Origin of the sequence: Accumulibacter sp. (assembly GCF_029255125.1) — a bacterium.
Taxonomy (GTDB): Bacteria; Pseudomonadota; Gammaproteobacteria; order Burkholderiales; family Rhodocyclaceae; genus Accumulibacter.
In genome coordinates this window covers 1-26,884 of the sequence record NZ_JAPUVR010000134.1, presented here as the reverse complement: position 1 = coordinate 26,884, position 26,884 = coordinate 1, and the positions used below count along the sequence as shown (strand labels likewise).

Genomic DNA, 26,884 nt, shown 5'->3' with positions numbered 1-26,884 from the left:
AACGTTCGGACACTTTCGTCGGCGACGGCGGCGGTGCGGAACGGGGGTCTGCCGCGGCGTGAGGTCCTGACGGCAATCGGATCGATTGGGGTTCGCCTGCTGAGGGGTGTGGAACCACACCGGCACCGGCGTCAAGCCTAATTCCGCCGTTGCGCCGCAATACGAGCATCGCCCGAAGACGATCGCTGCGACACTGCAGTGGTTGTACCTGAAGTGGGTTTCCGGTGGCGATATGCGCGCGAGACCTTGACGGTGCTGGTGTGTCAAGGTGCGCGTGTTCGCGCCGAACGTGGTCGACTGGCTGAAAGCGCGTCGGCCGGTCAATACGCGGTGTGGATAAACCGCGGCTTGAGCAACTGCCGCGACATCTACTGGTGGGCTGACGGAATTTATACCTGCTGGCGTGATGAAGGCGGCGCACGCTACTAGCTGCCTGTTGATCATAGTGCTCGTCGCCGCCGCAGGCACCAACGAACGGGTAAGGATTAGCGGTGCCCTGCGCGAGTCGCCGACATCGTGGCTTGAAGTACTGCGCCACCTGAAGACGCGCGGCCTGGACTGGTGCCCCCTGTTGGCAGCCGGAGGCGGTACGAACGGGTTGTGGAGTGCGCTCGACCAGACTTGTCCCGAAGCTCGCCCACGGCGCTGTCGGATCCACGAGGCCGCCAACGTGCTCAACGAACTCCAAAATGAGCGGCAAGGGTAACGCCAAACCGGCGTAGCACGAGATTTTGTTAGAGCTCACCCGAGCGCATGCCATCGTCACCGTTGATGCCTTTCCCAAGAGCTATCATGCGAAATACCCGAAGGCCACCAACAAACTCGCTAAGGACCGCCACGCCTTTCTCGCCCTCTACCACGGATGCACCTGCAAACTACTAACCCCCATCGTGTCGACCTTCGCCACGGAACGCCATCGCACTATGCACACGAGGAACTGCGTGTCGCGGGCCACGGCTCCGGGGCTCGCGTTCAAACGGGTCCAAGAGGCCGAGAAGAGCTGGTACTACCTTCGCGGCGTCGAAGCGAATGCCGACCCGCTCGGGGGTGTGGTTGTAAAAGACGGCGTCTGGTGCCTAGCAATCCCCCGGGGCGCCAAAAGATTACCGCCTGATCCGCTCATGCTTATGAAATTTGGCGCACCGGATTTGACAACAGCATCCGCGCGCTGGATTGCTAACGCTCCGACGAGCCTGAAACGCAAGCTTCGCCAGCACCGTTTCCGATCCGCAACCTGATTCCGGTGGCGGTTACAGCATTGGGTCAACCGTCGCCACTTCTGCTCGGGCTGGACGCCCTCTGCCTTCCGCCGACGGGGCACAAGGCTACCCACTTAACTCAATGCCCTTCTGCTGGCCAAGGCTCGCTGGAACCTCCGGTAACCCCACTTCAACCACGCTACCGCCGTGCCCGAATGCTTCCGCATTCAGCAGCTTGATGTAGTGGAACCACCCTGAGAAGCGACCACCCTACGTTTGGCGGCCCACACTTCCAGCGTCTGACCTCCTACGCCGCGCTCACCCACGAGGCGGGCCGATACAGGTCGCATCAGCCCAAGCAGCGATTGTTGACGAATTATCCCGTGAAGCGGGCCATTGTGCTACTCCAGCGACTCGCGAAATGGGAAGAAATTCATCTTTGTGGGCTTATCGGCGGTACCTGTTCCAACACGGCAGCGGACAGCTAAGTGTAAACCGCGCCAGCGCTGCTAGCCTGAGCTGGGCTTGCTTCCACTCTTAAGGAAGCGCTGATCAATGGACCTCAAGAAGCGCCAAGGCCGCGGAATCTAGCGCGTTAACGACACATCCAGCATGCAAATTGCGTGCCTGGAGCCGGGTCGAGGGTGTGGGCGCCTGCCAGGCGCAGCAAAGCCCGTGACGCGGTGGAAGGAAGGGTACGCCGTGGCATAACTGTGCGCGCGGCATCTACATGCCTGAACTTATGCTGACTCGCGCTTTTTGCCGCCAAACTTCGGAGGTTGCTCACCGCCGACACATCTGCAGGTTGTAACGCCAGTGCTTGCCGCCAGCGTCGCGCTTTCCCGGTCGATTTCGCCGCCCTTCCATCCGGCAGGCTGTACCATTCCTCGACCAGATACACCCGCAGCATTCGCCCCGGCCCGATCGGCGGCCGCCCGCGCTTCGTCGGGTAATGCGGGTCGATGACCGCCAGCAGTTCCCGCCTGGGTACCAGCTTTTCCACGTCGGCAATAAGGAGCGCGTACTTCGTTACCCGCTTCTTCGCGGCAAACTCGGCTTCCGAAAAGCTGATCTGAATCATTGGCCAATCCCACCTTACCTGACGTGTCCATTATACCATACGCATGATCTGTCGGCGCTCAAATCAGCGTTTCCCAAGGCAGACTGTAGGGTCCCTGGTGCTTGTACTGTGACCAGCTAGCCCCTCGTGCCCTCCACTCTCATCAACCGACTTCAGCCGCTTTCAGCGCTACTCGGAGACATGATCAGCCGTGGCAATTCATCGCTGCGTTGCAAGTCATTGCTCTAACAAATCTGTAGATCACCACGACGCTTCTTCGACTGGCTCACAAGCCGCGGCCACCGATACTGGTACTCGTGCGATTCATGATTCGTCTGCCGCCGCGCTCCTACTGCTCCCGCGATACGCGCGAAGACGCCGCAAGGCGCAGTGATAGCCAGTAGGAGGATCAGCCCGAGGTCACATGTTCACATGGCATAACAACCGGTTTCTCGCGCCCAAGTAGTTTGAGCAGAACAACAACCCGATCTGCGGCAATGGACGAAACGATACCGCTCATCCCCTTCAGCGGTCCATCTGAAACGCTCACCACCTCGCCCGGTTGGAACGGCGAACCGGTCCCGTCTGCCGCGCGCGCCTGCCGCTCCGCCAGGTGACGGATGGCCGACAGTGTCTCGTGACCGATCTGGGCCAGTGTGTTGCCAAACTTGACAAGCCCGGTGACGCCCGGCGTGCTGCGAATTGGCGCGATGCTCTGTTCCGAGCGCGAGCAGCGGACGAAGGCGTAGCGCGGGAACATGACCTGCTGCCTCATGGACCAACCACGAGTCGTTTTCTCCCAGCGGGTAAACATCGGAAGGAAGACTTCGTAACCTTGCTCTTCGAGCTTGCGCACGGCAGTCGCCTCTTGTCGGGGCTTGGTGAAGCAGACGTACCAGGGGGATGACGTGGGCGAAAGCTGAGGCACTGGCCTGGGCGCCTTCGTCGATCGACGGCGAACGATCGACGAAGGCGGGAACAATTTGCGGGCGGCAAGTATCGACGCATCGGGCCCGCACCGTCAAGCGGCTTGCATGGCTGGCCCGCGTTTGGCGTAGCGCCACCGCGGGAATCCGACGCGCCGAAGGTGACTGCCGGATCGACGGCACCCGCTACGCGCTACGCCGGTTCGGCGCCCGCGTCCACACCAAGAAACGCTATCATCGTCGCCGTCTGGTTGATATGCCCGATGTTGGCTTCGCCATAGGTTGAAAAACCGGCGGTCGGCAGCGAGAACAGGCTTGCGTACTCATGGGTCTTGTTCTGCGCTTTGAGTTCGAGCGTGCGCAGGATGCAGTTGAAGTTGAGGATGCCGATTACTCGACCATCGCTGTTGGCTTCGGCCAGCGCACGCTGCGTATCGGCCAGTATGTCGGTCGACTGCAGGAGATCAAGCTCGATCCCTTCGCTGACAGCGCAGTAGAACTTCAGTGCATGGCCGTCGAAAGCTTGTGGCGAACGGACGTAGGGTTCGTCTCCGTCCATCAGCCCGACCGGATTGGACATGAACCGGGTGCCCGCTTCCTCGACTGTTCGGGCGCCGACCGCCTCGCAGTAGGCCTCGCTCGCCGGCTTGCCGTCGAACTCGATGACTTCGCGTTTGGCGGCGTCGACGCGCGTCGGCGTCAACTGCTTGCCGGCACGGCAGAATGACTGCGTCTTGATCACCCGGTAGCCTGCCGGGACGTGCAGGACAGCGAGAACCGCGGCATTGCTCAGCGCGTCACCGTCGACAATCAGAGAGGTCGCGGAGAACGCCAGGTCATCGCCAGACGAACCGCCAATGAAGCGCAGGTCGGTCAGGTCGCCAAGGCGATCCATCACCGCCTCCTCCTTGCCCGACAGGCCATCCATCAGGACGATGCCGACGTGCTGCCCAACGTCGCCATGGAGCGCCGACCCGAGTTGTTGGCAGGCAGCGTCCACTCGGCTTGCGTCGCCCATATCGCTGACGACCGCGACGGAGACCTCGACAGCGACCGTGCGGTCGATCGCCATTGCGGCGATCGCGCCATCGGTCATTTCACCCGAAACAATTTCTCCGGAGGTGGAGCAACCGATCGTGTGCGCTTCCGGCCAAGCGTTCCGGGCAAGGCGGGCAACTTCCCGGGCATCATGCTGGGACGAATAGAAGAGCAGAACGACGCTCGCCACGACACCATGCAGTTGTGCGGCCAGTTCTTCGACCGCTTCGGCGGTCACGGTCGCTTTCGATAAGGCTGTTTTGATCATTTTGACAACTCCTTGTATTTTTTGCGATGGCGAGGTCAGATGGCAACGCCCATTTCTCTTGCCACGTCACGAACCTTGGCGAGCATCGCGGGATCGTCGGCTGAAGAGGGAGTCCAGTTCTCTGCCTTGATTCCCTTCAACAGCAGTTTGGTTCGGGTGGTACTGGCAACCGTCGGGTTGCCCTTGGCGCGCGCATCGATCAGTCTGTTGATCAATACAAGAACTTGTCCGGCCACTGCTTCCATTCCTTTCATACTAGGGGTTGTGATGCTGAGCCAGGCAGGGAGGCAGCGCCCGTTCGAGCGGTGCGCCTTCTGCTGCCGGTCCAACGCTCCGGTTTCGCCAGTCCTTGTCTGCTGGCTTTGCTGCTGGCGCCCGACAACTCGTTCCAAACGCCCTGCCTTGACAGGCCTTTGTCATAAACCGAAAGCGATCTCGATCGTACGCCTCTCCCTATTGCGGCGCAACCTCCACGTATAATGGCAACTGGAGCAGGGCGAGGTGGGGAAACGGCGCGGCGCGCGGTCGACCGGCAGGGTTTTTCCTGACCACACCTTGCCCTGTCGCTCGATCTCCACCCGTGCAGGAGCTGCCATGACGCTCACCCAGACCCCACGCCTCTCCCGACACCTGCGCCCTTGCCAGCGAGGCACTGCCCACGCCCAATGGAGCCACCAACTGTGCACCGTTCTGTGCGCCGCTCCGCTCATCCTGCTCGCCGCCGGCTGCGGCAAGGAGCAGGCAGCGGTGGCGCCTGCGCCACCGATCGTCGAAGTGGTCGGCGTCGTGCAGCGCGATGTGCCGCTTACCGCCGAATGGATCGCCTCGCTTGATGGCGATGTCAATGCGCATATTCGGCCGCAGGTCACCGGCTACCTGATCAGCCAACATTACCGCGAAGGCGATCTGGTCAGGAAAGGGCAAGTCCTCTTCGAAATCGACCCGCGCACCTTTGAAGCCGCCGTCGAGGAAGCCAGCGGCGTGCGCGCCCAGCGACTGGCGCGCCATCAGACGACACGCGCCAACCTCGCCCGGATCAAGCCGTTGGCCGAGAAGAATGCGGTCAGCCAGAAGGATCTCGACGACGCGACCGGCGCCGAGCAGTCGGCCCGGGCTGAACTCGCGGCGGCTGACGCGGCGTTGAAGACGGCCCGCCTCAACCTCGGCTTCACGCGCATCAGCGCACCGATCACCGGCATTGCCGGAATTGCCAAGGCGCAGATCGGTGACCTGCTCAGCCCGGGAATGAACGGCGAGCTGACCACGGTCTCGGCTGTGGACCCGATCAAGGTCTATTTCAACATCAGCGAGCGCGAGTACCTGAAGGTGGCTGGCGGAGCAACGGCAGCCAGCCGCAAGGCGGAGCATGTTCCGCTTGAATTGATTCTGGTCGATGGTTCGACCTATGCGCACCGCGGTCGCTTCTCGCTGCTCGACCGGCAGGCGGAAGCGACTACCGGGACATTCAAGGCGGCAGCGCTTTTCCCGAACCCGAACCGGCTGCTGCGGCCTGGGCAGTACGGCCGGATCAGGGCGACGATGTCGGTCGAAAAGGACGCGCTGCTTGTTCCGCAACGCGCGGTGAACGAGGTCCAGGGCAAGCACCTGGTCGCCGTGATCGGCCCCGACAACAAGGCAGACGTTCGGCCGGTGGTGGTCGGCGAGCGCATCGGCACGGAATGGATCATCCGCCAGGGGCTGCGGGCAGGCGAAATGGTCGTTGCCGAAGGCACGCAGAAGGTGAGGCCGGGGAGTCCGGTAACGCCCAAGCCGTATGCCACCAGCGCGGGACCGGCGGCCGGCGCATCCGGCCAGCCGCCCGCCCAGACGGCATCGCCCGCCGCAGCCAAGAAGGAATAGGCGGTCATGGCCAGCTTCTTCATCAACCGGCCGATCGTCGCCATGGTCATCTCGATCCTGATGACCCTGGTTGGCCTGATCGCCATGAGCGGGCTACCCATTGCCCAGTTTCCGAACATCGTTCCGCCGGAGATCAAGGTCAACAGCAGCTACACCGGGGCTGATGCACTGACCGTCGAACAAGCCGTGGCGACGCCGATCGAGCAGCAGATGTCCGGCGTCGACAACATGAACTACATGTATTCGATCAACGCGAATAACGGGCAATCGACGCTGACGGTCAACTTCGACATTGCCACCGACGCGAACACCGACCAACTTCTCGCGCAGATGCGCAAGGGTCAGGCCGAGTCGCAACTGCCGGCCGACGTGCGCAATGCCGGGGTGACGGTGCAAAAGTCGGCCGCCTCGCCGCTCGTCATGTTCGCGCTGTTTTCGCCCAACGGCACCTACGACAACGTCTTCCTGGCCAACTACGCGTATATCAACATCAACGATCAGATGACGCGGGTGCAGGGAATCGCCAGCGTCACCGTTTTCGGCGCCGGACAGTACGCCATGCGGCTATGGGTCAGGCCGGACCGACTCGCTCGTCTGAACATCACGATTCCCGAGATCGTCAACGCGATCAACACGCAGAACACGGTGAATCCGGCAGGAACGGTCGGCGCCGAACCCGTTCCGGCGGGCCAGGAGTTCACCTATGCAGTACGCGCGCAGGGCCGGCTGCAGAGTGAGGAGGAGTTCGGCAACGTCGTTCTGCGGGCGAACAGCGACGGCTCGCTGGTCCGCGTACGCGATGTCGCGCGCATCGAGCTCGGCGCCCAGACGTACAGCATCGAGGGGCGTTTCAACGGCAAGCCGGCGGCGCTGGTCGCGCTCTACCAGATGCCGGGAGCAAACGCGCTGGAAGCCGCCGACGGTGCGCGCAAGCTGATGGCCAAGCTGAAGGACAGTTTCCCGCCCGATCTCGACTACGTCATCGCGCTCGACACGACCCTGTCGGTTACCGAAGGGATCAAGGAAATCCAGCACACGCTGATCGAAGCGCTGGTCCTCGTCATCATCGTCGTTTTCGCCTTTCTGCAGGGTTGGCGCGCGACGCTGATCCCGTTGCTGGCGGTTCCCGTGTCGCTTGTCGGCACGTTCATGCTCTTCCCGCTTTTCGGTTTCTCGATCAACACGCTCTCGCTCTTCGGCCTGGTGCTCGCCATCGGGCTTGTCGTCGACGATGCGATCGTCGTCGTCGAAGCGGTCGAGCAGCACATCGAGCACGGCCTTTCGGCGCGCGAGGCAACGCTCAAGGCGATGGAGGAAGTAACCGGCCCAGTGATTGCGATCGCCGTCATTCTGGCGGCGGTCTTCGTCCCCACCGCTTTCATTCCCGGCATCACGGGTCAGCTTTACCAGCAGTTTGCCGTCACCATCGCCATCTCGGTGGTCATCTCGGCGTTCAATGCGCTCACCCTGAGCCCGGCGCTCTGCGCACTGCTGCTCAAGCCGAAGCAGCGTGGAAGCGGTCCCTTGCAGAAGTTCTACGACGGCTTCAACCGCGTCTTCGGCCGCTTGACGACCGGTTATGTCGGTATCTGCCGCGTCGCCATTCGCAAGAGTGTGGTCAGCCTGTTTTTCCTGCTCGCCTTGACCGCTGCCGCCGGCCTGCTCGGCAGGATCGTCCCGAGCGGCTTCCTGCCCGACGAAGACCAGGGCTACGTCTTTGCCGGCGTACAACTGCCGGACGGCGCCTCGCTGCAGCGCACACGCGAAATCGCCCGCCAGGCTGAGGAACTGATCCTGCAGGTGCCGGGGATCAAGTACTCGACCTCGGTCATCGGCTTCAGCATGTTGAGCCAGGTTCAGAATACCTACAGCGCTTTCTTCTTCATCACGCTCGAGGAGTGGGCGGCGCGCAAGAAGCCGGAGGAACAGTACGCGGCGATCAAGGCCGCGTTGAATCAGAAGCTGGCCGGGATCAGCGGCGCCATCGGCTTCTCGTTCCCGCCACCAGCGATTCCCGGCGTCGGCACCTCGGGCGGAGCGACCTTCATTCTCCAGGACCGTGCCGGCAAGGACATCCAGTTCCTCGCCGAGAACACCAACAAGTTCATCGAGGCGGCACGCAAGCGTCCCGAGTTAACCGGCGTGTCGACGACCTTCCGGCCGACCGTTCCGCAGCGCTTCATCGAGGTCGACCGCGACAAGGTGCTCAAGCAGGGGGTCAACATCAATGACGTCTACAAGACGCTGCAGAGCTTCCTCGGTAGCGGCTTCATCAACTATTTCAACCGCTTTGGCCGCCAATGGCAGGTCTACATCCAGGCCGAGGGGGAGTACCGGACGAAGATCGAGGACATCGGCCAATTCTCGGTGCGCAATGCCAAAGGTGAAGCCGTCCCCTTGTCGGCGCTGACGACGATCCGCGAGGTAGTCGGCCCGGAGTTCACGATGCGCTACAACCTTTACCGCAGCGCGCAGATCAATGCCTCGGCAGCCCCCGGCTACAGTTCGGCGCAGGTCATGCAGGCGCTCGAGGAGGTCTTCGCGGAAACCATGCCGAGCGACATGGGCTACGGCTACCTGGGCATGTCGTACCAGGAGAAGCGCGCGCAGGAGGGAATTTCACCGATGGCGATCTTTGCCTTCTCGCTGCTCTGCGTCTTCCTCATCCTGGCTGCCCAGTATGAAAGCTGGTCGCTGCCCTTCTCGGTCCTCCTCGGCACGCCGATTGCCGTCGCCGGCGCTTTCCTCGCGCTGCTCGTGCGCGGCCAGGAAAACAATGTCTATGCCCAGATCGGTCTCGTCATGCTGATCGGACTGGCCGCGAAGAACGCCATTCTGATCGTCGAATTTGCCCGCATGGAGCACCGGAAAGGCGAGCTGTCGTTGGTCGAAGCGACGCTGGAAGGTGCCCGATTGCGCCTGCGGCCGATCCTGATGACCTCCTTCGCCTTCATTCTGGGCTGTGTTCCGCTCGCCATCGCCAGCGGCGCCGGTGCCGTTTCGCGTCAGGTGATGGGCGGTGCCGTCATTGGCGGCATGCTCGCGGCAAGCTGTCTGGCGATCTTCATCATCCCGGTGACGTTCTATGTCGTGGAAAGAATCAGCGCTGGGCGCGGCAAGGCGGGCGGCGACGCGGCGCTTGCAAGTGCGCAAGAGCTACCGGCTGGCGCCTCGACAGGTGCTGCCCGGCAGCAGGGAGGCGGCCATGCGTAAGCCTTTGCTCAGCACGCTGCTGGTTTCGCTGCTCGTCCTGGCCAGCAGCGCGTGCACGCTCGGTCCGGACTATCTGCGGCCACCGCTTGAGACGCCGACGGCTTGGCGGGTGAGCGAGAAGGACGCCGGCGATCTGGCCAACACGCCCTGGTGGGAGCAGTTCGCTGATCCGGTCCTGAACGACCTGGTGCACACCGCGCTGCGCGAGAACAAGGATCTGCTGCTTGCCGCGGCGCGCGTGGACGAATTCGCCGGCCGCTACGGTTTCGTGCGCGCAGCGCAGTTTCCGCAGCTTGGCGGCGGTTTCACGGCCAGCCGCCAGCGCAACACGATTCCCGGAACCGGCGGCCCGACGGTTTTCGACAGCTACCAGGCAACGCTCTCGGCGACGTGGGAAATCGACTTCTGGGGCCGTCTGCGCCGACAGAGCGAGGCAGCACGCGCGCAACTCCTGGCCAGCGAGGAAGGCAGGCGCAGCGTCATCCTCTCGTTGGTCGCCAGCGTCGCCGGTGCCTACATCAACTTGCGCGAACTCGACCGGGAACTGGAAATCTCACGCGCGACGGCGCACAGTCGCGCGCAATCGCACGCCGTTTTCCGCGAACGCTTTGCCGGTGGTGTCATCTCGATCCTTGAACTGAGCCAGAACCAGTCGCAGTACGAGGAAGCGCTGGCAACGATTCCGCTGCTGGAGAAGGCCATCGCGCAGCAGGAGAATGGTTTGAGCGTGCTGCTCGGCCGTAACCCGGGTCCGCTCGCGCGCGGCCGGACGATCGAGCAGTTGGCGCTGCCGGTGATTCCTGCCGGCCTGCCGGCCGACCTGCTCGAGCGACGGCCGGACATCCGGCAAGCCGAGCAGACGCTGATTGCCGCCAACGCCCAGATCGGAGCGGCGCGCGCCGCCTACTTCCCGAGCGTCTCGCTCACTGGCCTCTTCGGCTACGCCAGCAGCAGTCTGGGTCACCTGTTCGAAGGCAATTCGCAGATCTGGCAGGCGTCGGCGCCGATCAGCGTCCCGATCTTTACCGCCGGGGCGATCGCCGGCCAGGTCCAGGCGGCGGAAGCCGTCCAGCAACAGGCGCTGCTGAGCTATCAGAAGACCATCCAGCAGGCTTTCCGCGAAGTCAACGACGCGCTGATCGAACAGAACCGGACGCACGAACAGTTGGCCGCACAACAGCGGCAGGTCGAGTCGTTGGAACGTTATGCAGCGACCGCCCGCCTGCGCTACGATAACGGATATACGAGCTACATCGAGGTTCTCGACGCACAGCGTAGCCTGTTCAATGCTCAACTGCAGTTCACGCAGACCCGGAAAACACAATTGCAGGCGATGATCAACCTCTACAAGGCACTCGGCGGAGGTTGGCAGCCTGCCTCCCAACAGGAATCCAAATGACATCATTGCCCCGCCAGTGCGGAGTTCTCCTGCATCCCACGTCCTTGCCTGGCCCACACGGCTGCGGCGACCTTGGCCCAGCCGCTTACCATTTCGTCGACTGGCTGGTCGCCGGTCGCCAGTCGCTCTGGCAGGTGTTGCCGCTCGGTAGCGTCGGACCCGGTAATTCACCGTATATCAGTCCCTCGGCTTTCGCCGGCAACGAATTGCTCATCGATCTCGCGCAGTTGGCTGCGGCCGGCTGGCTGAACACGACCGATCTCGCCGTAGTGCCCAGCTTTCCGGCCGGCCGGGTCGATTACGCGACGGCGCGCAGCTTCCGCCTGCCGCTGCTGCGCCGCGCGGCCGAGCGCTTTCTCGCCGGCAAGAGCGCCGAACACGAGCCCTTCAAGGTTTTCTGCAGCGAGGCCAAGGCGTGGCTCGACGACTATGCGCTGTTCATGGCGCTCGACGGCGCGCACGGCGGCGGCGGGCAAGTCTGGCAGGATTGGCCAGCGCCACTTGCCCGGCGCCAGCCCGAGGCGCTGCGCAAGGCGGCACGCAAGCACGCCGACGAGATCGCCTTCTGGAAGTTCTGTCAGTGGCGCTTTTTCGAGCAATGGGCCGGGCTGAAGCGCTACGCGAACGCGCGCGGCGTCGAAATCATCGGCGACCTGCCGATTTTCGTCGCCGGGCACAGTGCCGACGTCTGGGCGCACCCCGAACTCTTCGACCTCGACCCGGCGGGTCGGCCGCGCGTCGTGGCCGGCGTACCGCCCGACTACTTCAGCGCCACCGGCCAGCGCTGGGGCAATCCGCTTTACCGCTGGCCGGCGCATGGGGCTGAAAACTATCGCTGGTGGGTCGACCGCATGCGGCAAACGATGAAGCTTTGCGACATCGTGCGCATCGACCATTTCCGCGGATTCGAGGCCTACTGGGAAATCGCCGCCGAGGCCGAAACGGCGATCGACGGGCAATGGCGACCTGGACCCGGAATTGCCGTCTTCGACGCGATGCGGCACGACTTGGGCGACGCCGACGGCCGCCTGCGCATCATCGCCGAAGACCTCGGCATCATCACGCCCGAGGTCAATGCCTTGCGCCGCGCGATCGGCCTGCCCGGCATGCGCATCCTGCAGTTTGCCTTCGACGGCGACCCGCATAACCTCTACCTGCCGCACAACTACGAGGAAAACACCGTCGTCTACACCGGCACGCACGACAACGACACGACGCGCGGTTGGTGGGAGGCGCTCGACGCCAAGCAACAGGCGTACGTGCGTGCCTATCTCGGACTGGACAAAGAAACGGCAAGTGAAGCACCCCACTGGCAACTGATCCGGCTTGCCTGCGCATCGGTCGCCGCGCTCTGCGTCGTTCCCATGCAGGACGTGCTCGGGCTCGACTCGGCACACCGCATGAACGAACCCAGCCTGAGCGAGGGCTCATGGGAATGGCGTTTTTCCTGGGACCAGGTAGACGCCAGCCACGCCCATCGGCTGGCTGAACTGACTCGGCTTTACGGGCGCGCGCGCTAAGCGGCCCGCGGCGAGCGTTCGGTGACTGCGCTCCGGAAGCCGCCCACCGCCATGCGGGGATGAGCAAACGCTCGGGGTGAGCAATGAAAGTGGAGTTCCGGATTCTGGCGCCAACCGCGATTCTCGGCTACGGCTTTCCCGAGGAAAGTCTGCGCCGCGGCCTCGCCGAACGACCAGACCTGATTGCTGTCGATGCTGGATCGACCGACCCGGGACCCTATTACCTCGGTAGCGGAAAGTCCTTTACCGACCGCGCGGCGGTCAAGCGTGACCTAGGCTACCTGCTGCCCGCCGCACTCGCGCGCGGCATTCCGCTGGTCATCGGCACGGCCGGCGGTTCAGGCGCCGCACCGCACCTTGAATGGTGCCGCCGGATCATCGTCGAACTGGCGTGCGAGCAAGGCCTGAGCTTCAGCATGGCGCTGATTCGCAGCGATGTGCCGCACGCTACGGTACATGCTGCGCTCGACCAGGGCGCCATTCAGGCGCTCGATCTGGTCCCGCCGTTGACGCACGCGGCAATCGACGCCAGCCCGCACATCGTCGCCCAGATCGGCGTCGAGCCCTTCATCCGCGCGCTGGCGGCGGGTGCTCAGGTGGTCCTCGCCGGGCGCGCCTACGATCCGGCATGCTTTGCCGCCCTGCCCATCGCGCACGGATACGATGCCGGGCTGGCCTTGCATTGCGGCAAGATTCTCGAATGCGCGGCGATCGCAGCGACGCCCGGCTCGGGTTCCGACTGCGCGCTCGGAATCTTGCGCGAGGATTCCTTCGTCCTCAAGGCGCTCGCCGATGGACGCAGATTCACCGCTGAGTCGGCCGCGGCGCACACGCTGTACGAGAAGTCGGACCCCTGTTTTCTGCCCGGACCCGGTGGTGTGCTCGACCTGAGCGCCTGCGAGTTCGCCGAACATGCGGACGGCACGGTCGAGATACGTGGTTCCCGGCACCTCGAGCGACCCTACCAGGTGAAGCTGGAAGGCGCCCGTCGCATCGGCTTTCGCACCGTATCCATTGCCGGCGTGCGCGACCCGATCATGATCGCGTCGATCGATCCCATTCTCGCCGCAGTCAGGCAGCGCGTCGGACAGCTGCTGGGCGATTCCGAGAGCGCGCGCGTCTGCTTCCACCTTTACGGGAGGAATGGCGTGATGGGCGAACGCGAACCGCGCCGCGGGCTCGCCGCGCACGAACTCGGCATCGTGCTCGAGGTCGTCGCCGATACCCAGGAGCACGCGGATACCGTCTGCTCCTTGACGCGCTCAACACTGCTCCACTACGGCTACGATGGGCGAGTGGCGACCGCGGGCAATCTGGCCTTCCCCTTCTCGCCCTCGGACCTGGCTACCGGCGAGGTGTACGAGTTCTCGCTCTATCACCTGATGGCGGCCGACGAAGCCAAGCTGTTCCCCTTCCACCTCGAGACGGTCGGCGCCGGGGTTGGCCAATGAAGCGCCTGCTCGATATTGCGCGCGTCGTCCGTTCGAAGAATTCCGGCCCCTACGAGCTCGTGCTCGACGTCATTCTGCGCGACCGCACGCTGTTCGACGCGCTGCGGGCGAGCGGCCAGTTCTCGCCGCAGCGACTGGCCGCCGCCTACGGCGTGTCGCTGCGCGAAATCCGCCGCATTATCTGGTTCGCACCGGCAAACGCGGTCAAGGTGGTGATGCCGCGTCAGATCGTTTCCGGTTCGCCGGGCGATTCGGACGTCTATGGCGCACAGCAGCACGCGCCGCTGCTCGATCTGGAATTCGATCTGTAAACAGAAACGCCGGGAGGGCGATAGCCTTCCCGGCATTTCTGTTGTCTGTACGACCGATTCAACCGCCACCGGCGAACGCTCGCCGCCAGACGCGCCGCGCGCATGCTCAACCCACCGGTGCGTCCTGCTCGCTTTCGCTTGGCTCGCCGGTCATCATCTCTTCGTCGAACAGTCCGCTGCCATCGGCGATATCCTCGCCGGCGGCGTTCTTCTTGCGCGTGTTGTGGTACGCCAAGCCCGTTCCGGCTGGGATCAGGCGACCGACGATGACGTTTTCCTTCAGGCCGCGCAGCTCGTCGCGCTTGCCCATGATGGCCGCTTCGGTAAGCACGCGCGTCGTTTCCTGGAAAGACGCAGCCGAAATGAACGAATCGGTGGACAGCGACGCCTTGGTGATACCGAGCAGGACATGCTCGAACGTCGCCGGCAGCTTGCCTTCCTTGATCATGCGATCGTTTTCGTCAAGCAAATGGGCGCGTTCGACCTGCTCGCCCTTGATGAACTTGGTGTCGCCGGGTTCCAGGACGTTCACGCGCCGCAACATCTGGCGGACGATGACTTCGATGTGCTTGTCGTTGATCTTCACGCCCTGCAGACGATAAACGTCCTGCACTTCGTCGGTAATGTAGATCGCCAGAGCCTCGACGCCAAGCAGACGCAAGATGTCATGCGGATCAGGCGCGCCATCGACGATCAGTTCGCCCTTGTTGACCACCTGGCCATCGTGCACCAGGACGTGCTTGTCCTTGAGAATCAGGTACTCGTGCGCAACGCCGTCGAGGTCGGTAATGACCAGCCGCTGTTTGCCCTTGGTATCCTTGCCGAACGACATCGTGCCGGTGAACTCGGCGAGCATGCCGGCGTCTTTCGGCGTGCGCGCTTCGAAAAGTTCGGCAACACGCGGCAGACCGCCGGTGATGTCGCGCGTCTTGGCCGACTCCTGTGGCAGGCGGGCGAGCACGTCGCCGACCGAGATTTCCTGGCCGTCGTAGACGTTGATGATCGCGCCGACCTGGAAAGTGATCGTCACCGGGTGATCGCTGCCGTGCATGCGGACTTCGTCGCCGGCCGGATCGAACAGGCGCACCTGCGGGCGCAGGCCCTTGCTCGGCGTCTTGCCGCCGCGCTTGGGATCGATGACGACCAGCGTGGACAGACCAGTCACTTCGTCGATCTGCTTGGCGACGGTAACGCCCTCCTCGACGTTGTCGAACTTCACGCGGCCCGAGTATTCGGCAATGATCGGACGGGTGTGCGGGTCCCACGCCGCCAGCCGAGCGCCCGCCTTGACTGGCTGCCCATCGACCACCTGCAGCGTCGAACCATAGGGCACTTTGTGCTTTTCGCGTTCGCGCCCGTTGTCGTCGGTGATCAGGATCTCGCCCGAGCGTGTGATGACGATCTTCTCGCCTTTGGCGCTGGTGACGTAGCGCATCGTCGACGTAAAGCGAACGACACCCGCGCTGCGCGTCTCGACATGACTGGCAACCGCCGCCCGCGACGCCGCACCACCCACGTGGAAGGTACGCATGGTGAGCTGCGTCCCCGGCTCACCGATCGACTGCGCGGCAATCACGCCGACTGCTTCGCCCACATTGACCGGCGTGCCGCGTCCAAGATCGCGGCCATAGCACATGGCGCACAATCCGTAGCGCGTCTCGCAGGTCAGCGGCGTACGCACCTTGACCTCGTCGACACCGACCTGGTCGATCAGGTCGCAATGGTCTTCACTGATCAGCGTGCCCTGTTCGATGATCGTCGCCTCGCTGTCGGGATCGACGACATCAGCCGCAGTAACCCGACCCAGGATGCGTTCGCGCAGCGCTTCGATCACTTCACCGCCCTCGATCAGCGCCTTCATCGTGACCCCGTCGCTGGTTCCGCAATCCTCCTCGATGACGACGAGATCCTGCGTCACATCGACCAGACGCCGCGTCAGGTAACCCGAGTTGGCCGTCTTCAGCGCGGTGTCGGCGAGACCCTTGCGCGCACCGTGCGTCGAGATGAAGTACTGCAGAACGTTGAGTCCCTCGCGGAAGTTGGTCGTGATCGGCGTTTCGATGATCGATCCGTCCGGCTTCGCCATCAGGCCGCGCATGCCGGCCAACTGGCGAATCTGCGCCGCCGAACCGCGCGCACCGGAATCGGCCATCATGAAGATCGAGTTGAACGACTCCTGCTTCTCGGTCGCTCCGCGCCGATTGGTGACATCGACATGGCCGAGCTGGTCCATCATCACCTTGGCCACCTGATCGCCGGTTCGCCCCCAGATGTCGACCACCTTGTTGTAGCGCTCGCCATTGGTCACCAAGCCATTCGTATACTGGTTCTCGATCTCCTTGACCTCTTCCTCGGCCGCGGCAATGATGTCGCGCTTCTGCGCCGGGACGAGCATGTCGTCCGAGCAGATCGAGATACCGGCGCGCGTCGCCAAGGCGTAGCCGTTCTGCATCAGCTTGTCGGCGAAGACAACCGTTTCCTTCAGCCCGCAGCGCCGGAAAGCGGCGTTGATCAGCTTTGAAATCTCCTTTTTCTTCAGAGGCTTGTCGATCAGACTGAAGGGCAGACCCTTGGGCAGGATTTCGGAGAGCAAGGCACGCCCGGCGGTCGTGTTGTAACGCGTGGTCTTCTCCTGCCAGCCATGGTCAGCGCCGCGCTCGTACTCGGTGATGCGCACGGCGATGCGGGCATGCAGTTCGAGTTCGCCCGCCTGCAGCGCGCGCGTCACTTCGGCCAGATCGGGGAACATCATTCCTTCGCCACGGGCATTGACGCGTTCGCGCGTGGCGTAATAGAGGCCGAGGACGATGTCTTGCGACGGAACGATGATCGGCTCGCCGTTCGCCGGCGAAAGGACGTTGTTCGAGGCCAGCATCAGCGTGCGCGCCTCCATCTGTGCTTCCAGCGAAAGCGGCACATGCACGGCCATCTGGTCACCGTCGAAGTCGGCGTTGAACGCCGCACAGACGAGCGGATGCAACTGGATCGCCTTGCCTTCGATCAGCGTCGGCTCGAACGCCTGAATGCCGAGGCGGTGCAGCGTCGGCGCGCGGTTGAGCATGATCGGGTGCTCGCGGATCACTTCTTCCAGGATGTCCCAGACCACCGCCTCCTGCATTTCGACCATCTTCTTGGCCTGCTTGATCGTCGTCGCCAAGCCCATGACCTCAAGCCGATTGAAAATGAACGGCTTGAACAATTCGAGTGCCATCAGCTTGGGCAGGCCGCACTGGTGCAGCTTGAGTTGTGGCCCGACGACGATGACCGAGCGGCCCGAGTAGTCGACGCGCTTGCCGAGCAGGTTCTGCCGGAAGCGGCCGCCCTTGCCCTTGATCATGTCGGCCAGCGACTTCAGCGGGCGCTTGTTGGCGCCGGTCATCGCCTTGCCGCGCCGGCCATTATCGAGCAGCGAGTCGACGGCTTCCTGCAGCATGCGCTTTTCGTTGCGCACGATGATTTCCGGCGCCTTCAGCTCGAGCAGGCGCTTCAGCCGGTTGTTCCGGTTGATGACACGCCGATAGAGGTCGTTCAGATCCGAGGTGGCGAAACGCCCGCCGTCGAGCGGGACCAGCGGTCGCAAGTCGGGCGGCAGCACCGGCAACACTTCGAGCACCATCCATTCCGGTTTGATCCCGGACTTCTGGAAGCCCTCCAGAATTTTCAGACGCTTGGAAAATTTCTTGCTCTTCGTCTCGGAAGTCGTCGTCTCGAGTTCGCTGCGCAGCGTCTCGACTTCGCGCCCGAGGTCGATCGACCGTAGCAGCTCGCGAATCCCTTCGGCCCCCATCGCCGCATAGAAGTCGTCGCCGTACTCCTCGACCTTGGCCAGGTAATCGTCTTCGGTGAGCAACTGACCGCGCGCCAGTGGCGTCATTCCCGGGTCGCAGACGACAAAGGCCTCGAAATAGAGGACGCGCTCGATGTCGCGCAGCGTCATGTCGAGAACCATTCCCAGGCGACTCGGCAGACTCTTGAGGAACCAGATGTGCGCCACCGGGCTGGCCAGCTCGATATGCGCCATGCGCTCGCGGCGCACCTTGGCCAGCGTCACCTCGACACCGCACTTCTCGCAAATCACGCCGCGATGTTTCAGGCGCTTGTACTTGCCGCACAGGCACTCGTAATCCTTGATCGGGCCGAAGATCTTGGCGCAGAAGAGGCCGTCGCGTTCCGGCTTGAACGTACGATAGTTGATCGTCTCGGGCTTCTTGACCTCGCCATACGACCACGAGCGGACCTTTTCCGGCGAAGCGAGACCAATCGTGATCGCATCGAACTGTTCCTCCTGCGTCACCTGTTTAAACAAATCGAGCAGTGCTTTCATCTTTCGCTCCAATCAGGAGTAAGGCATCCGGGGCCAGCGGCGCCGCGGCGGGCTCGCCGGACACAGCACGTTGCGCCCCGCGGCAAACAATCAGTAACGTTCGAGATCGATGTCGATCGCCAGCGAACGGATTTCCTTGACCAGGACGTTGAACGACTCGGGCATTCCGGCATCGATCTTGTGGTCGCCCTTGACGATGTTTTCATAGACCTTCGTGCGGCCATTGACGTCGTCCGACTTGACGGTCAACATTTCCTGCAGCACGTACGATGACCCGTAAGCCTCGAGCGCCCACACCTCCATTTCGCCGAAGCGCTGCCCACCGAACTGCGCCTTGCCGCCGAGCGGCTGCTGTGTGACCAGCGAGTACGGACCCGTCGAGCGAGCGTGCATCTTGTCGTCGACCAGGTGGTGCAGCTTGAGGACATGCATGTAGCCGACGGTCACCTGACGCTCGAAGCGCTCGCCAGTGCGGCCATCGTAGAGCGTCATCTGGCCCGATTCGGGCATCCCAGCCAGCGCCAGCATCGCCTTGATCTCGGACTCCTTCGCGCCGTCGAAGACGGGCGTCGCAAAGGGCACGCCGGCCTCCAGGTTGCCGGCCATTTCGAGCACTTCGTCGTCGCTCAACTGGTCGATGTCTTCCGGCTTTCCGGTGCCGTTGTATACCTGATCGAGGAAGCTGCGCACTTCCTGCGCGGCGGCCTGCCGACGCAGCAGGTCGCCGATTCTGATCCCCAGCCCCTTGGCAGCCAGGCCAAGGTGCACTTCGAGGATCTGCCCGACGTTCATCCGCGAGGGCACCCCGAGCGGATTGAGGACGATGTCTACCGGGCGGCCGTCGGCCATGTACGGCATGTCTTCCACCGGGACGATGCGCGATACGACACCCTTGTTGCCGTGCCTTCCGGCCATTTTGTCGCCCGCCTGCAGACGGCGCTTGACGGCGACATAGACCTTGACCATCTTCTGCACACCCGGCGGCAGTTCATCGCCTTGCGTCAGCTTCTTGCGCTTCTCCTCGAAAGCCACGTCGAAACCCTTGCGCGTCTGTTCGAGACCTTCACGCAACGATTCGAGCTGATGCGCGACATCGTCGTCGGCCATCCGGATGTCGAACCAGTAATGCGGTTCGATTCCGTCGAGGTATTCCTGCGTGATCGCCGTTCCTTTGACCAGCCGCTTTGGCCCACCATTCGCCAGCTTGCCGACGATCAGGCGCTCGACACGGGCAAAGGCATCGCGCTCGACGATGCGAAGTTGGTCAGCCAGGTCGAGCTTGTAGCTGCGCAGGTGGTCGTCGATGATCGACTGGGCGCGCTTGTCGCGCTCGATCCCTTCACGCGTGAACACCTGGACATCGATCACCGTTCCGGAAATTCCGGACTGGACGCGCAAGGAGGTGTCCTTCACATCGGACGCCTTCTCGCCGAAGATCGCGCGCAGCAGCTTCTCTTCCGGGGTCAGTTGCGTCTCACCCTTCGGCGTCACCTTGCCGACCAGCACATCGCCGGCCTCGACTTCAGCACCAATGTAGACGATTCCCGATTCGTCGAGGCGCGAGAGTTGTGATTCGCCGAGCGAAGCGATGTCACGCGTAATCTCCTCCGGGCCGAGCTTGGTATCGCGCGCAACGACGGTCAGTTCCTCGATGTGGATCGAGGTAAAGCGATCCTCGGCGACGACGCGTTCCGAGATCAGGATCGAGTCCTCGAAGTTGTACCCGTTCCACGGCATGAAGGCGACCAGCATGTTCTGACCGAGCGCCAGTTCGCCCTTGTCGGTGGACGCGCCGTCGGCAACCACGTCGCCGCGCGCAATGCGGTCGCCGACGCGTACCAGCGGTCGCTGGTTGATGTTCGTGTTCTGATTCGAGCGGGTGTATTTGACCAGATTGTAGATGTCGACACCGACCTCACCGGGTCCGGTTTCGTCGTCGTTGATCCGGACGACGACACGCGAAGCATCGACGTAATCGACCACGCCACCGCGCAGTGCCTGGACGGCCGTTCCCGAGTCAACGGCCACCGTCCGCTCGATACCGGTGCCGACGAGCGGCTTCTCCGGACGCAGACAGGGAACCGCCTGACGCTGCATGTTGGCACCCATCAGCGCGCGGTTGGCGTCGTCGTGTTCGAGGAAGGGAATCAGCGAAGCGGCCACCGAAACGATCTGGCTCGGCGCAACGTCCATGTACTGCACGCGCGCCGACTCGGCGAGGATCGTTTCGCCCTTCTCGCGGCAGGTCACCAGTTCGTCCTGCAGGATTCCCGCGTCGCCCACCCCAGAATTGGCCTGGGCAATCAGGTAGGCTCCCTCCTCGATCGCCGACAGATACTCGATCTGATCGCTGACCACGCCATCGACGACCTTGCGGTAGGGTGTTTCCAGGAAGCCGTATTCATTCGTTCGAGCAAACAGCGCGAGCGAGTTGATCAGGCCAATGTTCGGTCCTTCCGGCGTTTCGATCGGACAGACGCGACCGTAGTGCGTTGGATGCACGTCGCGCACCTCGAAGCCGGCCCGCTCGCGCGTCAGGCCGCCCGGGCCGAGCGCCGAGACGCGTCGCTTGTGAGTGATTTCCGAGAGCGGGTTGGTCTGATCCATGAACTGCGACAACTGGCTCGAACCGAAAAACTCGCGCACGGCGGCGCTGATCGGCTTCGCGTTGATCAGATCGTGCGGCATCAGGTTGTCCGACTCCGCCTGCGACAAACGTTCCTTGACCGCCCGCTCGACGCGTACCAGGCCGGCCCGGAACTGGTTCTCCGCCAGTTCGCCAACCGAGCGGACCCGCCGGTTGCCCAGGTGATCGATGTCGTCGACCTCGCCCCGTCCGTTGCGCAGTTCGACCAGCAAACGAATGACTTCGACGATGTCGCGCGGCGACAGCGTCAGTTGCTCGCGCACTTCGCCGGCCACACCGGCCGCCTTCAACTGCTGCAGCAATTCGAGGGCAACGGCTTCGGTCAGATTTTCGGCGGCAGCACGCGGGCCATAGTTCAATTCGCCCAACATCTGCTCGACGGAAGCCACCGGATCGCTCACCGCATCGCCGATCAGCTTGACCACCGCATCGCGCCGGGCCGGCGCGTGCTTGATCATCACCTTATGTTCAACAACCTCCTTGCGCCCCACCCGGCGATTGAATTTCATCCGGCCAACCGTCGACAAATCGTAGCGGTCGTCCGAGTAGAACAAGGCATTGAACAGCACTTCGACCGCTTCTTCGGTCGGCGGCTCGCCCGGCCGCATCATCCGGTAGATGGCGATACGCGCCGCTTGCCGGGACATCGTATCGTCCGCCCGCAAGGTTTGCGAGATGAAACCACCCCGATCCAGGTCGTTGATGTACAGCGTGTGCAACTCATTGACGTTCGCCTCGATCAATCTGGCGAGCAGGGTCTCGGTAATCTCGTCGTTGGCGTTGGCGAGAATCTCGCCACTGTCTTCGTCGATGATGTCCTCGGCAATCACCCGACCGATCAGGAAGTCGTCCGGTACGGCGACCTGCCTGATTCCCGCTGCGTCGAGCTCGCGTATATGCTTCTGGGTGATTCGCTTGTCCTTGGCGATGATCAGCTTGCCGCTCGGGTCGTTGAAGTCGAAGCGGGCAACCTCGCCGCGCAGGCGCTCGGGAACCAGCTCGAAGTCGACCGTCTTGCCACCCAGGTAGAAGGTGTCGAAGTCGAAGAACTCACGCAGAATCTGCTCCGGCGTCAGACCGATCGCCTTGAGCAGCGTGGTGACCGGCATCTTGCGTCGGCGGTCGACGCGGAAGAAGAGCAGGTCTTTCGGGTCGAACTCGAAGTCCAGCCAGGAGCCACGGTAGGGAATGACGCGCGCCGAAAAGAGCAGCTTGCCCGAGCTGTGCGTCTTGCCACGGTCGTGCTCGAAGAAAACGCCCGGCGAACGGTGCAACTGCGAGACGATGACGCGCTCGGTACCGTTGATGACGAACGAGCCGGTCGGCGTCATCAGCGGAATTTCGCCCATGTACACCTCCTGCTCCTTGACTTCCTTGATCGTGTCGGGCGACTCGCGGTCAAGGATCACCAGACGGACCTTCGCCCGCAACGCCGAGGCAAAGGTCAGCCCGCGCTGCTGGCACTCCTTGACGTCGAAAGTGGGGTCGGAAAGGGCGTAGCTGACGAATTCCAGCCGGGCGTTGCCGCTATGGCTGACAATCGGAAAGATCGAGCAGAAGGCCGCCTGCAACCCCTGGTTCTTGCGCTGCGCCGCCGGAACGTTCGCCTGCAGAAACGCAGAGAAAGACTCCAACTGGGTCGCCAGCAAGAACGGCACCTCGAGCACGCTGACTCTCTTGGCAAAGCTCTTGCGGATACGTTTCTTTTCGGTGTAGGAGTAGGTCATGGTCGCTCCGAACTCAGAAGGCAAATCCTTTGGTACACGCCGGGCGAGATCAGATGACCTGCCGGTGCGCAACGGACAAGAGCAAGGCGACTGGCGGCGACAACCACCTGTGCGCCAATCGCGCTTGCGTTTGTGCGCTGCTCGCGCTTATCGCCTCTGCCGGCGCCCAGGCGTTCGACAGAAAGCCGTTTCTGGAAAAGCACAAAAGGCTGACAGCCTGCCGGCTGTCAGCCCAGCGTGCCAATCCGGGATTACTTGACCTCGACCTTCGCACCGACCTCCTCGAGCTGCTTCTTGAGGGCGTCTGCGTCTGCCTTGGAAATCGCCTCCTTGACCGCCTTCGGTGCACCATCGACCAAATCCTTCGCCTCCTTGAGGCCAAGACCGGTAGCCGCACGCACGACCTTGATCGTTTCGACCTTCTTCTCGCCGGCCGCCATCAACATCACCGTAAACTCGGTCTGCTCTTCGACCACCGGAGCAGCCGCCCCCGGCGCCGCGACCGCCATCGACGCAGCGGAAACGCCAAACTTCTCTTCAAACGCCTTGACCAGGCTGTTCAGCTCCATCACCGTCATCGCGCCGACGGCTTCGAGGATGTCTTCTTTCGTAATGGCCATAATCTATTAACTCCTAATTCTGAATACTCAATGGACCTGACAGCACGTTCAGGCAACCGCTTCTTCCGGATTCGCCGCTTCTTCCCGACTCTTTGCCAGCGCTGACAGCGCACAGGCGAAACCGGTAACGGGTGCCTGCATGATGCCGAGCAACTGGGCAAGCAGTTCGTCGCGACTCGGAATCGACGCGAGTGCCTGCACACCGGCTTTGTCGAGCAGATCACCGGCATAGCTGCCGGCTTTGAGAACCAGCTTGTCGTTGGTCTTGGCAAACTCGTTGAGCACGCGTGCCGCCGCCACCGGATCACTCGAAATGCTGTAGATCAACGGCCCGGTCATCTGCTCGGCCAAGCTGGCGAAGACGGTAGATTCAACCGCTCGCCGAACCAGCGTATTCTTGCGCACGTGCAGATAGACCCCGGCGGCGCGCGCCTGGGCGCGCAAACGCGTCAGGTGAGCCACCGGCAAACCACTGTACTCAGCCAGGACCATCGTCTGGGCGCCGGCAATCGCCGCCGCAAGGTCGGCGACGACAGCCTTCTTTTGTTCAAGATTGAGACCCACAGGCCCTTCCTCCCATCAAGTCAACACACACGCTCCGCCCACAGAGCGGAACGCACCCACGGCGACCTGGATCCGGGCTGCAGCCGGCGCCAACCGGCACCGGTTGCACAGTCCTTTTCGGGTCACACCGTCTACGCAGGCCGTAGACACGCTTAAACTCCGGGCCTTTACCCTCGGTACCTGCGGTCTTTGACGATCAGCCGGCAGTGCACCAACGCGCGCTGCCAACCGCCCAACAAAGCTCATTTCCGGCTCCCGCAAGACAGGAGGCCTGCGGGCAGCCGACGAGAAAGTCTTAGATGGTCGCTGCATCAACCCGGATGCCCGGCCCCATCGTGCTGGAAATGGCCACCCGCCGCACATACTGACCCCGCGAAGTTGCCGGCTTGGCCTTGATCAGCGCTTCAAGCAGCGCCTTGAGGTTAACCGCCAGCTTGTCGACCTCGAACGAGGCGCGGCCGATCGTGCTGTGGATGATGCCGCCCTTGTCCGTGCGGTACTGCACCTGGCCAGCCTTGGCGTTGCGCACAGCGGTGGCGACATCGGTGGTCACCGTGCCCACCTTGGGGTTCGGCATCAAGCCGCGGGGACCGAGGATCTGCCCGAGTTGCCCGACCACGCGCATCGCATCAGGTGTCGCGATAACCCGATCGAAGTTGATCACGCCGGATTTGATCTCCGCCGCCAGATCTTCGAAGCCGACGATATCCGCACCTGCGGCACGCGCTGCGGCAGCGTTGTCGCCCTGCGCGAAAACCGCGACCCGGATCGACTTTCCAGTGCCCGCGGGCAAGACGACCGATCCGCGAACGATCTGATCCGATTTGCGCGGGTCCACACCCAAACAGACCGCCACGTCGATCGATTCGTCGAACTTCGCTGCGGCCAGCTCCTTGGCCAGCTTCAAAGCGTCCGCCGCGGCGTAGTTGCGCCCGGCTTCGACCTTACCCTTGAGTGCCTTCTGGCGTTTGGTCAGCGTCGCCATCTCAGACGCCCTCCACCGTGACGCCCATCGTGCGCGCGCTGCCGGCGATCGTACGGACTGCGGCAGCCAGATCGGCGGCCGTCAGATCAGGCATCTTCTGCTGCGCGATTGCTTCACACTGCGCACGCGTCAGCGTTCCGACCTTGGCCGTGTGCGGCTTGGCGCTGCCCTTCGGGATACCAATCGTCTTCTTGATCAGCACCGTCGCCGGCGGCGTCTTCATGATGAACGTGAAGCTCTTGTCGGCATAGGCGGTAATCACCACCGGAATCGGCAAACCCGGCTCTAGGCCTTGCGTCTGAGCGTTGAAGGTCTTGCAGAACTCCATGATGTTCAAACCGCGCTGACCTAGCGCGGGTCCGATCGGCGGCGAGGGGTTGGCCTTGCCGGCCGGCACCTGCAGCTTGATGTAACCGGTAATCTTCTTTGCCACGGTTTGACTCCTAAATACGGGTACAAGCGCGCCGACGGTGGCGCTCCCCAAACGACAAACGCGGCCCGCTGGCCGCACTTCGGCCGTGCGCCGGAAAAGCGGCACACTGCCAACGACTCATTCGATCAGGCCTTTTCGACCTGCCCAAACTCCAGTTCAACCGGCGTCGGCCGTCCGAAAATGGTCACCGAAACGCGCAGGCGGTTCTTTTCGTAGTTCACCTGTTCGACGGCACCGTGAAAATCGGTAAACGGACCCTCCTTGACACGCACGACCTCGCCCGGCTCGAAAAGCACCTTTGGTCTCGGCTTGTCGACGCCTTCCTGCATCTGCTGCATGATCTTGGCGACTTCCTTCTCGGAAATCGGTGTCGGCTTGTTGGCCGTGCCGCCAACAAAGCCGGTCACTTTCGGCGTGCTCTTGACCAGGTGCCAGGAGTCGTCATTCATCTCCATTTCGACGAGCACGTAGCCGGGAAAAAATTTGCGCTCCGAAATGCTTTTCTGGCCCATCTTGAGCTCGACGACCTCCTCGACCGGAACGAGGATGCGACCGAAAGCGCTTTGCATTCCCTGCCTCTGAATGCGCTCGGCAAGTGCCCGTTGTACGCTCTTTTCGAAACCCGAATACGCGTGAACGACGTACCAGCGCATGCTCATGACTTTCTCCAACCAAGAACCAGGTCGTAGAGCACCCACTCGAGGCTCTTGTCGGTCAACCAGAGAAAAACGGCCATCACGACGACGAACGCAAAAACCAGACCGGTCGTCTGCATCGTTTCCTTACGCGAGGGCCAGACGACTTTTCGCGCTTCGGCCGCTGCCTCACGGGCAAAGACAAAGAACAGCCGGCCCTGCTCGGTCTTCCAGGCCACGCCGGCTGCCAAGCCGACGCCGACGAGAACCGCCAGAACGCGCAGAATCGCCGCTTCCTGAGCGAGCAGGTAAAAGCCGGCAACGCCGGCCGCAAGCAGCAATAGCGCCAGCGCAAACTTGAACTTATCGGCCATGTCGTCCGCTTTGGTGACAGGGTGGCAGGGGCAGAGGGAATCGAACCCCCAACCTTCGGTTTTGGAGACCGACGCTCTGCCAGTTGAGCTATACCCCTGCGGCAGAGCGCGCGCTCCGCATGCGGAGCCGCGCTTGGACTGACGTTGTTGTTACTCGATGATCTTGGCGACGACGCCGGCGCCGACCGTGCGGCCGCCTTCGCGGATCGCGAAACGCAGACCTTCTTCCATGGCGATCGGCGAAATCAGCTTGACCGTCATCTGCACGTTGTCGCCCGGCATCACCATTTCGACGCCTTCCGGCATCGCGATCGCTCCGGTCACGTCGGT

Annotated in this window: 20 protein-coding genes, 1 tRNA gene and 1 pseudogene; 8 read left to right on the top strand and 14 right to left on the bottom strand. The window is 62.9% G+C overall.

Annotation, left to right across the window (positions count from 1 at the left end; genetic code table 11):
- Window positions 1-406: 406 nt before the first annotated feature.
- Together Q1L59_RS16775 and Q1L59_RS14635 are read left to right on the top strand one after the other, a co-directional pair.
- Window positions 407-706, top strand: a complete 300-nt coding sequence (locus Q1L59_RS16775; protein ID WP_366145664.1) for a transposase — start codon at window positions 407-409, stop codon at window positions 704-706.
- A 25-nt stretch (window positions 707-731) separates the two neighbouring features.
- Window positions 732-1,238 carry a hypothetical protein gene (locus Q1L59_RS14635; protein WP_300333545.1) on the top strand — a complete coding sequence of 169 codons (507 nt, stop codon included), beginning with the start codon at window positions 732-734 and terminating at the stop codon, window positions 1,236-1,238.
- A gap of 556 nt (window positions 1,239-1,794) precedes the next feature.
- Here Q1L59_RS14635 and Q1L59_RS14630 read toward each other — a convergent pair.
- The 4 genes from Q1L59_RS14630 to Q1L59_RS14615 all read right to left on the bottom strand — a co-directional run bounded on the left by Q1L59_RS14630 (window position 1,795) and on the right by Q1L59_RS14615 (window position 4,736).
- Complete coding sequence (locus Q1L59_RS14630; RefSeq protein WP_300333542.1) at window positions 1,795-2,280, bottom strand: transposase; 486 nt, start codon at window positions 2,278-2,280, stop codon at window positions 1,795-1,797.
- Window positions 2,281-2,668: 388 nt separating this feature from the next.
- Complete coding sequence (locus tag Q1L59_RS14625; RefSeq protein WP_300333539.1) at window positions 2,669-3,187, bottom strand: transcription termination/antitermination NusG family protein; 519 nt, start codon at window positions 3,185-3,187, stop codon at window positions 2,669-2,671.
- Window positions 3,188-3,378: 191 nt separating this feature from the next.
- Window positions 3,379-4,491, bottom strand: coding sequence for an FIST N-terminal domain-containing protein (locus Q1L59_RS14620; RefSeq protein WP_300333536.1), 1,113 nt, complete (start codon window positions 4,489-4,491; stop codon window positions 3,379-3,381).
- A gap of 35 nt (window positions 4,492-4,526) precedes the next feature.
- Window positions 4,527-4,736, bottom strand: a complete 210-nt coding sequence (locus Q1L59_RS14615; protein WP_300333533.1) for a hypothetical protein — start codon at window positions 4,734-4,736, stop codon at window positions 4,527-4,529.
- Window positions 4,737-5,085: 349 nt separating this feature from the next.
- On the opposite strand from Q1L59_RS14615, the gene Q1L59_RS14610 reads away from it, so the two are divergent.
- The 6 genes from Q1L59_RS14610 (at window position 5,086) to Q1L59_RS14585 (ending at window position 14,245) form a co-directional block, all read left to right on the top strand.
- The gene (locus tag Q1L59_RS14610) at window positions 5,086-6,351 is read left to right on the top strand and encodes an efflux RND transporter periplasmic adaptor subunit (protein WP_300333530.1); all 1,266 of its coding nucleotides are present in this window, start codon (window positions 5,086-5,088) and stop codon (window positions 6,349-6,351) included.
- 6 nt (window positions 6,352-6,357) lie between these two features.
- A complete protein-coding gene (locus tag Q1L59_RS14605) occupies window positions 6,358-9,564 on the top strand; it encodes a multidrug efflux RND transporter permease subunit (RefSeq protein WP_300333528.1) in 3,207 nt (1,068 codons plus the stop codon).
- The gene (locus Q1L59_RS14600; protein WP_300333525.1) at window positions 9,557-10,963 is read left to right on the top strand and encodes an efflux transporter outer membrane subunit; all 1,407 of its coding nucleotides are present in this window, start codon (window positions 9,557-9,559) and stop codon (window positions 10,961-10,963) included. The genes Q1L59_RS14605 and Q1L59_RS14600 overlap by 8 nt, the downstream gene beginning before the upstream one ends.
- Window positions 10,960-12,483: a 4-alpha-glucanotransferase gene (gene malQ, locus Q1L59_RS14595; protein WP_300333523.1), complete on the top strand. Its 1,524-nt coding sequence runs from the start codon at window positions 10,960-10,962 to the stop codon at window positions 12,481-12,483. Before Q1L59_RS14600 ends, malQ begins: the two co-directional genes overlap by 4 nt.
- 83 nt (window positions 12,484-12,566) lie before the next feature.
- Window positions 12,567-13,934, top strand: a complete 1,368-nt coding sequence (locus Q1L59_RS14590) for an acyclic terpene utilization AtuA family protein (protein ID WP_300333521.1) — start codon at window positions 12,567-12,569, stop codon at window positions 13,932-13,934.
- A complete protein-coding gene (locus Q1L59_RS14585) occupies window positions 13,931-14,245 on the top strand; it encodes a DUF4387 domain-containing protein (RefSeq protein ID WP_300333519.1) in 315 nt (104 codons plus the stop codon). The genes Q1L59_RS14590 and Q1L59_RS14585 overlap by 4 nt, the downstream gene beginning before the upstream one ends.
- Window positions 14,246-14,351: 106 nt before the next feature.
- On the opposite strand, the gene rpoC is transcribed toward Q1L59_RS14585, so the two are convergent.
- From rpoC to tuf, 10 genes and pseudogenes are all read right to left on the bottom strand, one after another.
- Complete coding sequence (gene rpoC, locus Q1L59_RS14580) at window positions 14,352-18,569, bottom strand: DNA-directed RNA polymerase subunit beta' (protein ID WP_300333516.1); 4,218 nt, start codon at window positions 18,567-18,569, stop codon at window positions 14,352-14,354.
- A gap of 90 nt (window positions 18,570-18,659) precedes the next feature.
- A complete protein-coding gene (gene rpoB, locus Q1L59_RS14575; RefSeq protein ID WP_300333515.1) occupies window positions 18,660-22,943 on the bottom strand; it encodes a DNA-directed RNA polymerase subunit beta in 4,284 nt (1,427 codons plus the stop codon).
- Window positions 22,944-23,194: 251 nt separating this feature from the next.
- A complete protein-coding gene (rplL, locus tag Q1L59_RS14570; RefSeq protein ID WP_300333513.1) occupies window positions 23,195-23,563 on the bottom strand; it encodes a 50S ribosomal protein L7/L12 in 369 nt (122 codons plus the stop codon).
- A gap of 48 nt (window positions 23,564-23,611) precedes the next feature.
- Window positions 23,612-24,127: a 50S ribosomal protein L10 gene (gene rplJ, locus Q1L59_RS14565; RefSeq protein WP_300333510.1), complete on the bottom strand. Its 516-nt coding sequence runs from the start codon at window positions 24,125-24,127 to the stop codon at window positions 23,612-23,614.
- Window positions 24,128-24,422: 295 nt separating this feature from the next.
- Window positions 24,423-25,112 (bottom strand): 50S ribosomal protein L1, encoded by a 690-nt coding sequence (rplA, locus tag Q1L59_RS14560; protein ID WP_300333507.1) that lies wholly within the window; start codon window positions 25,110-25,112, stop codon window positions 24,423-24,425.
- A gap of 1 nt (window position 25,113) precedes the next feature.
- On the bottom strand, window positions 25,114-25,545 hold the full coding sequence (rplK, locus tag Q1L59_RS14555; protein WP_300333505.1) for a 50S ribosomal protein L11: 432 nt from the start codon (window positions 25,543-25,545) through the stop codon (window positions 25,114-25,116).
- Window positions 25,546-25,670: 125 nt separating this feature from the next.
- On the bottom strand, window positions 25,671-26,204 hold the full coding sequence (gene nusG, locus Q1L59_RS14550) for a transcription termination/antitermination protein NusG (protein ID WP_300333502.1): 534 nt from the start codon (window positions 26,202-26,204) through the stop codon (window positions 25,671-25,673).
- Complete coding sequence (gene secE, locus Q1L59_RS14545) at window positions 26,201-26,554, bottom strand: preprotein translocase subunit SecE (RefSeq protein ID WP_300333499.1); 354 nt, start codon at window positions 26,552-26,554, stop codon at window positions 26,201-26,203. Before secE ends, nusG begins: the two co-directional genes overlap by 4 nt.
- Window positions 26,555-26,576: 22 nt before the next feature.
- Window positions 26,577-26,652, bottom strand: a tRNA-Trp gene (locus Q1L59_RS14540).
- 52 nt (window positions 26,653-26,704) lie between these two features.
- Window positions 26,705-26,884 (bottom strand): annotated as a pseudogene (gene tuf, locus Q1L59_RS14535) (elongation factor Tu); the annotation flags it as partial.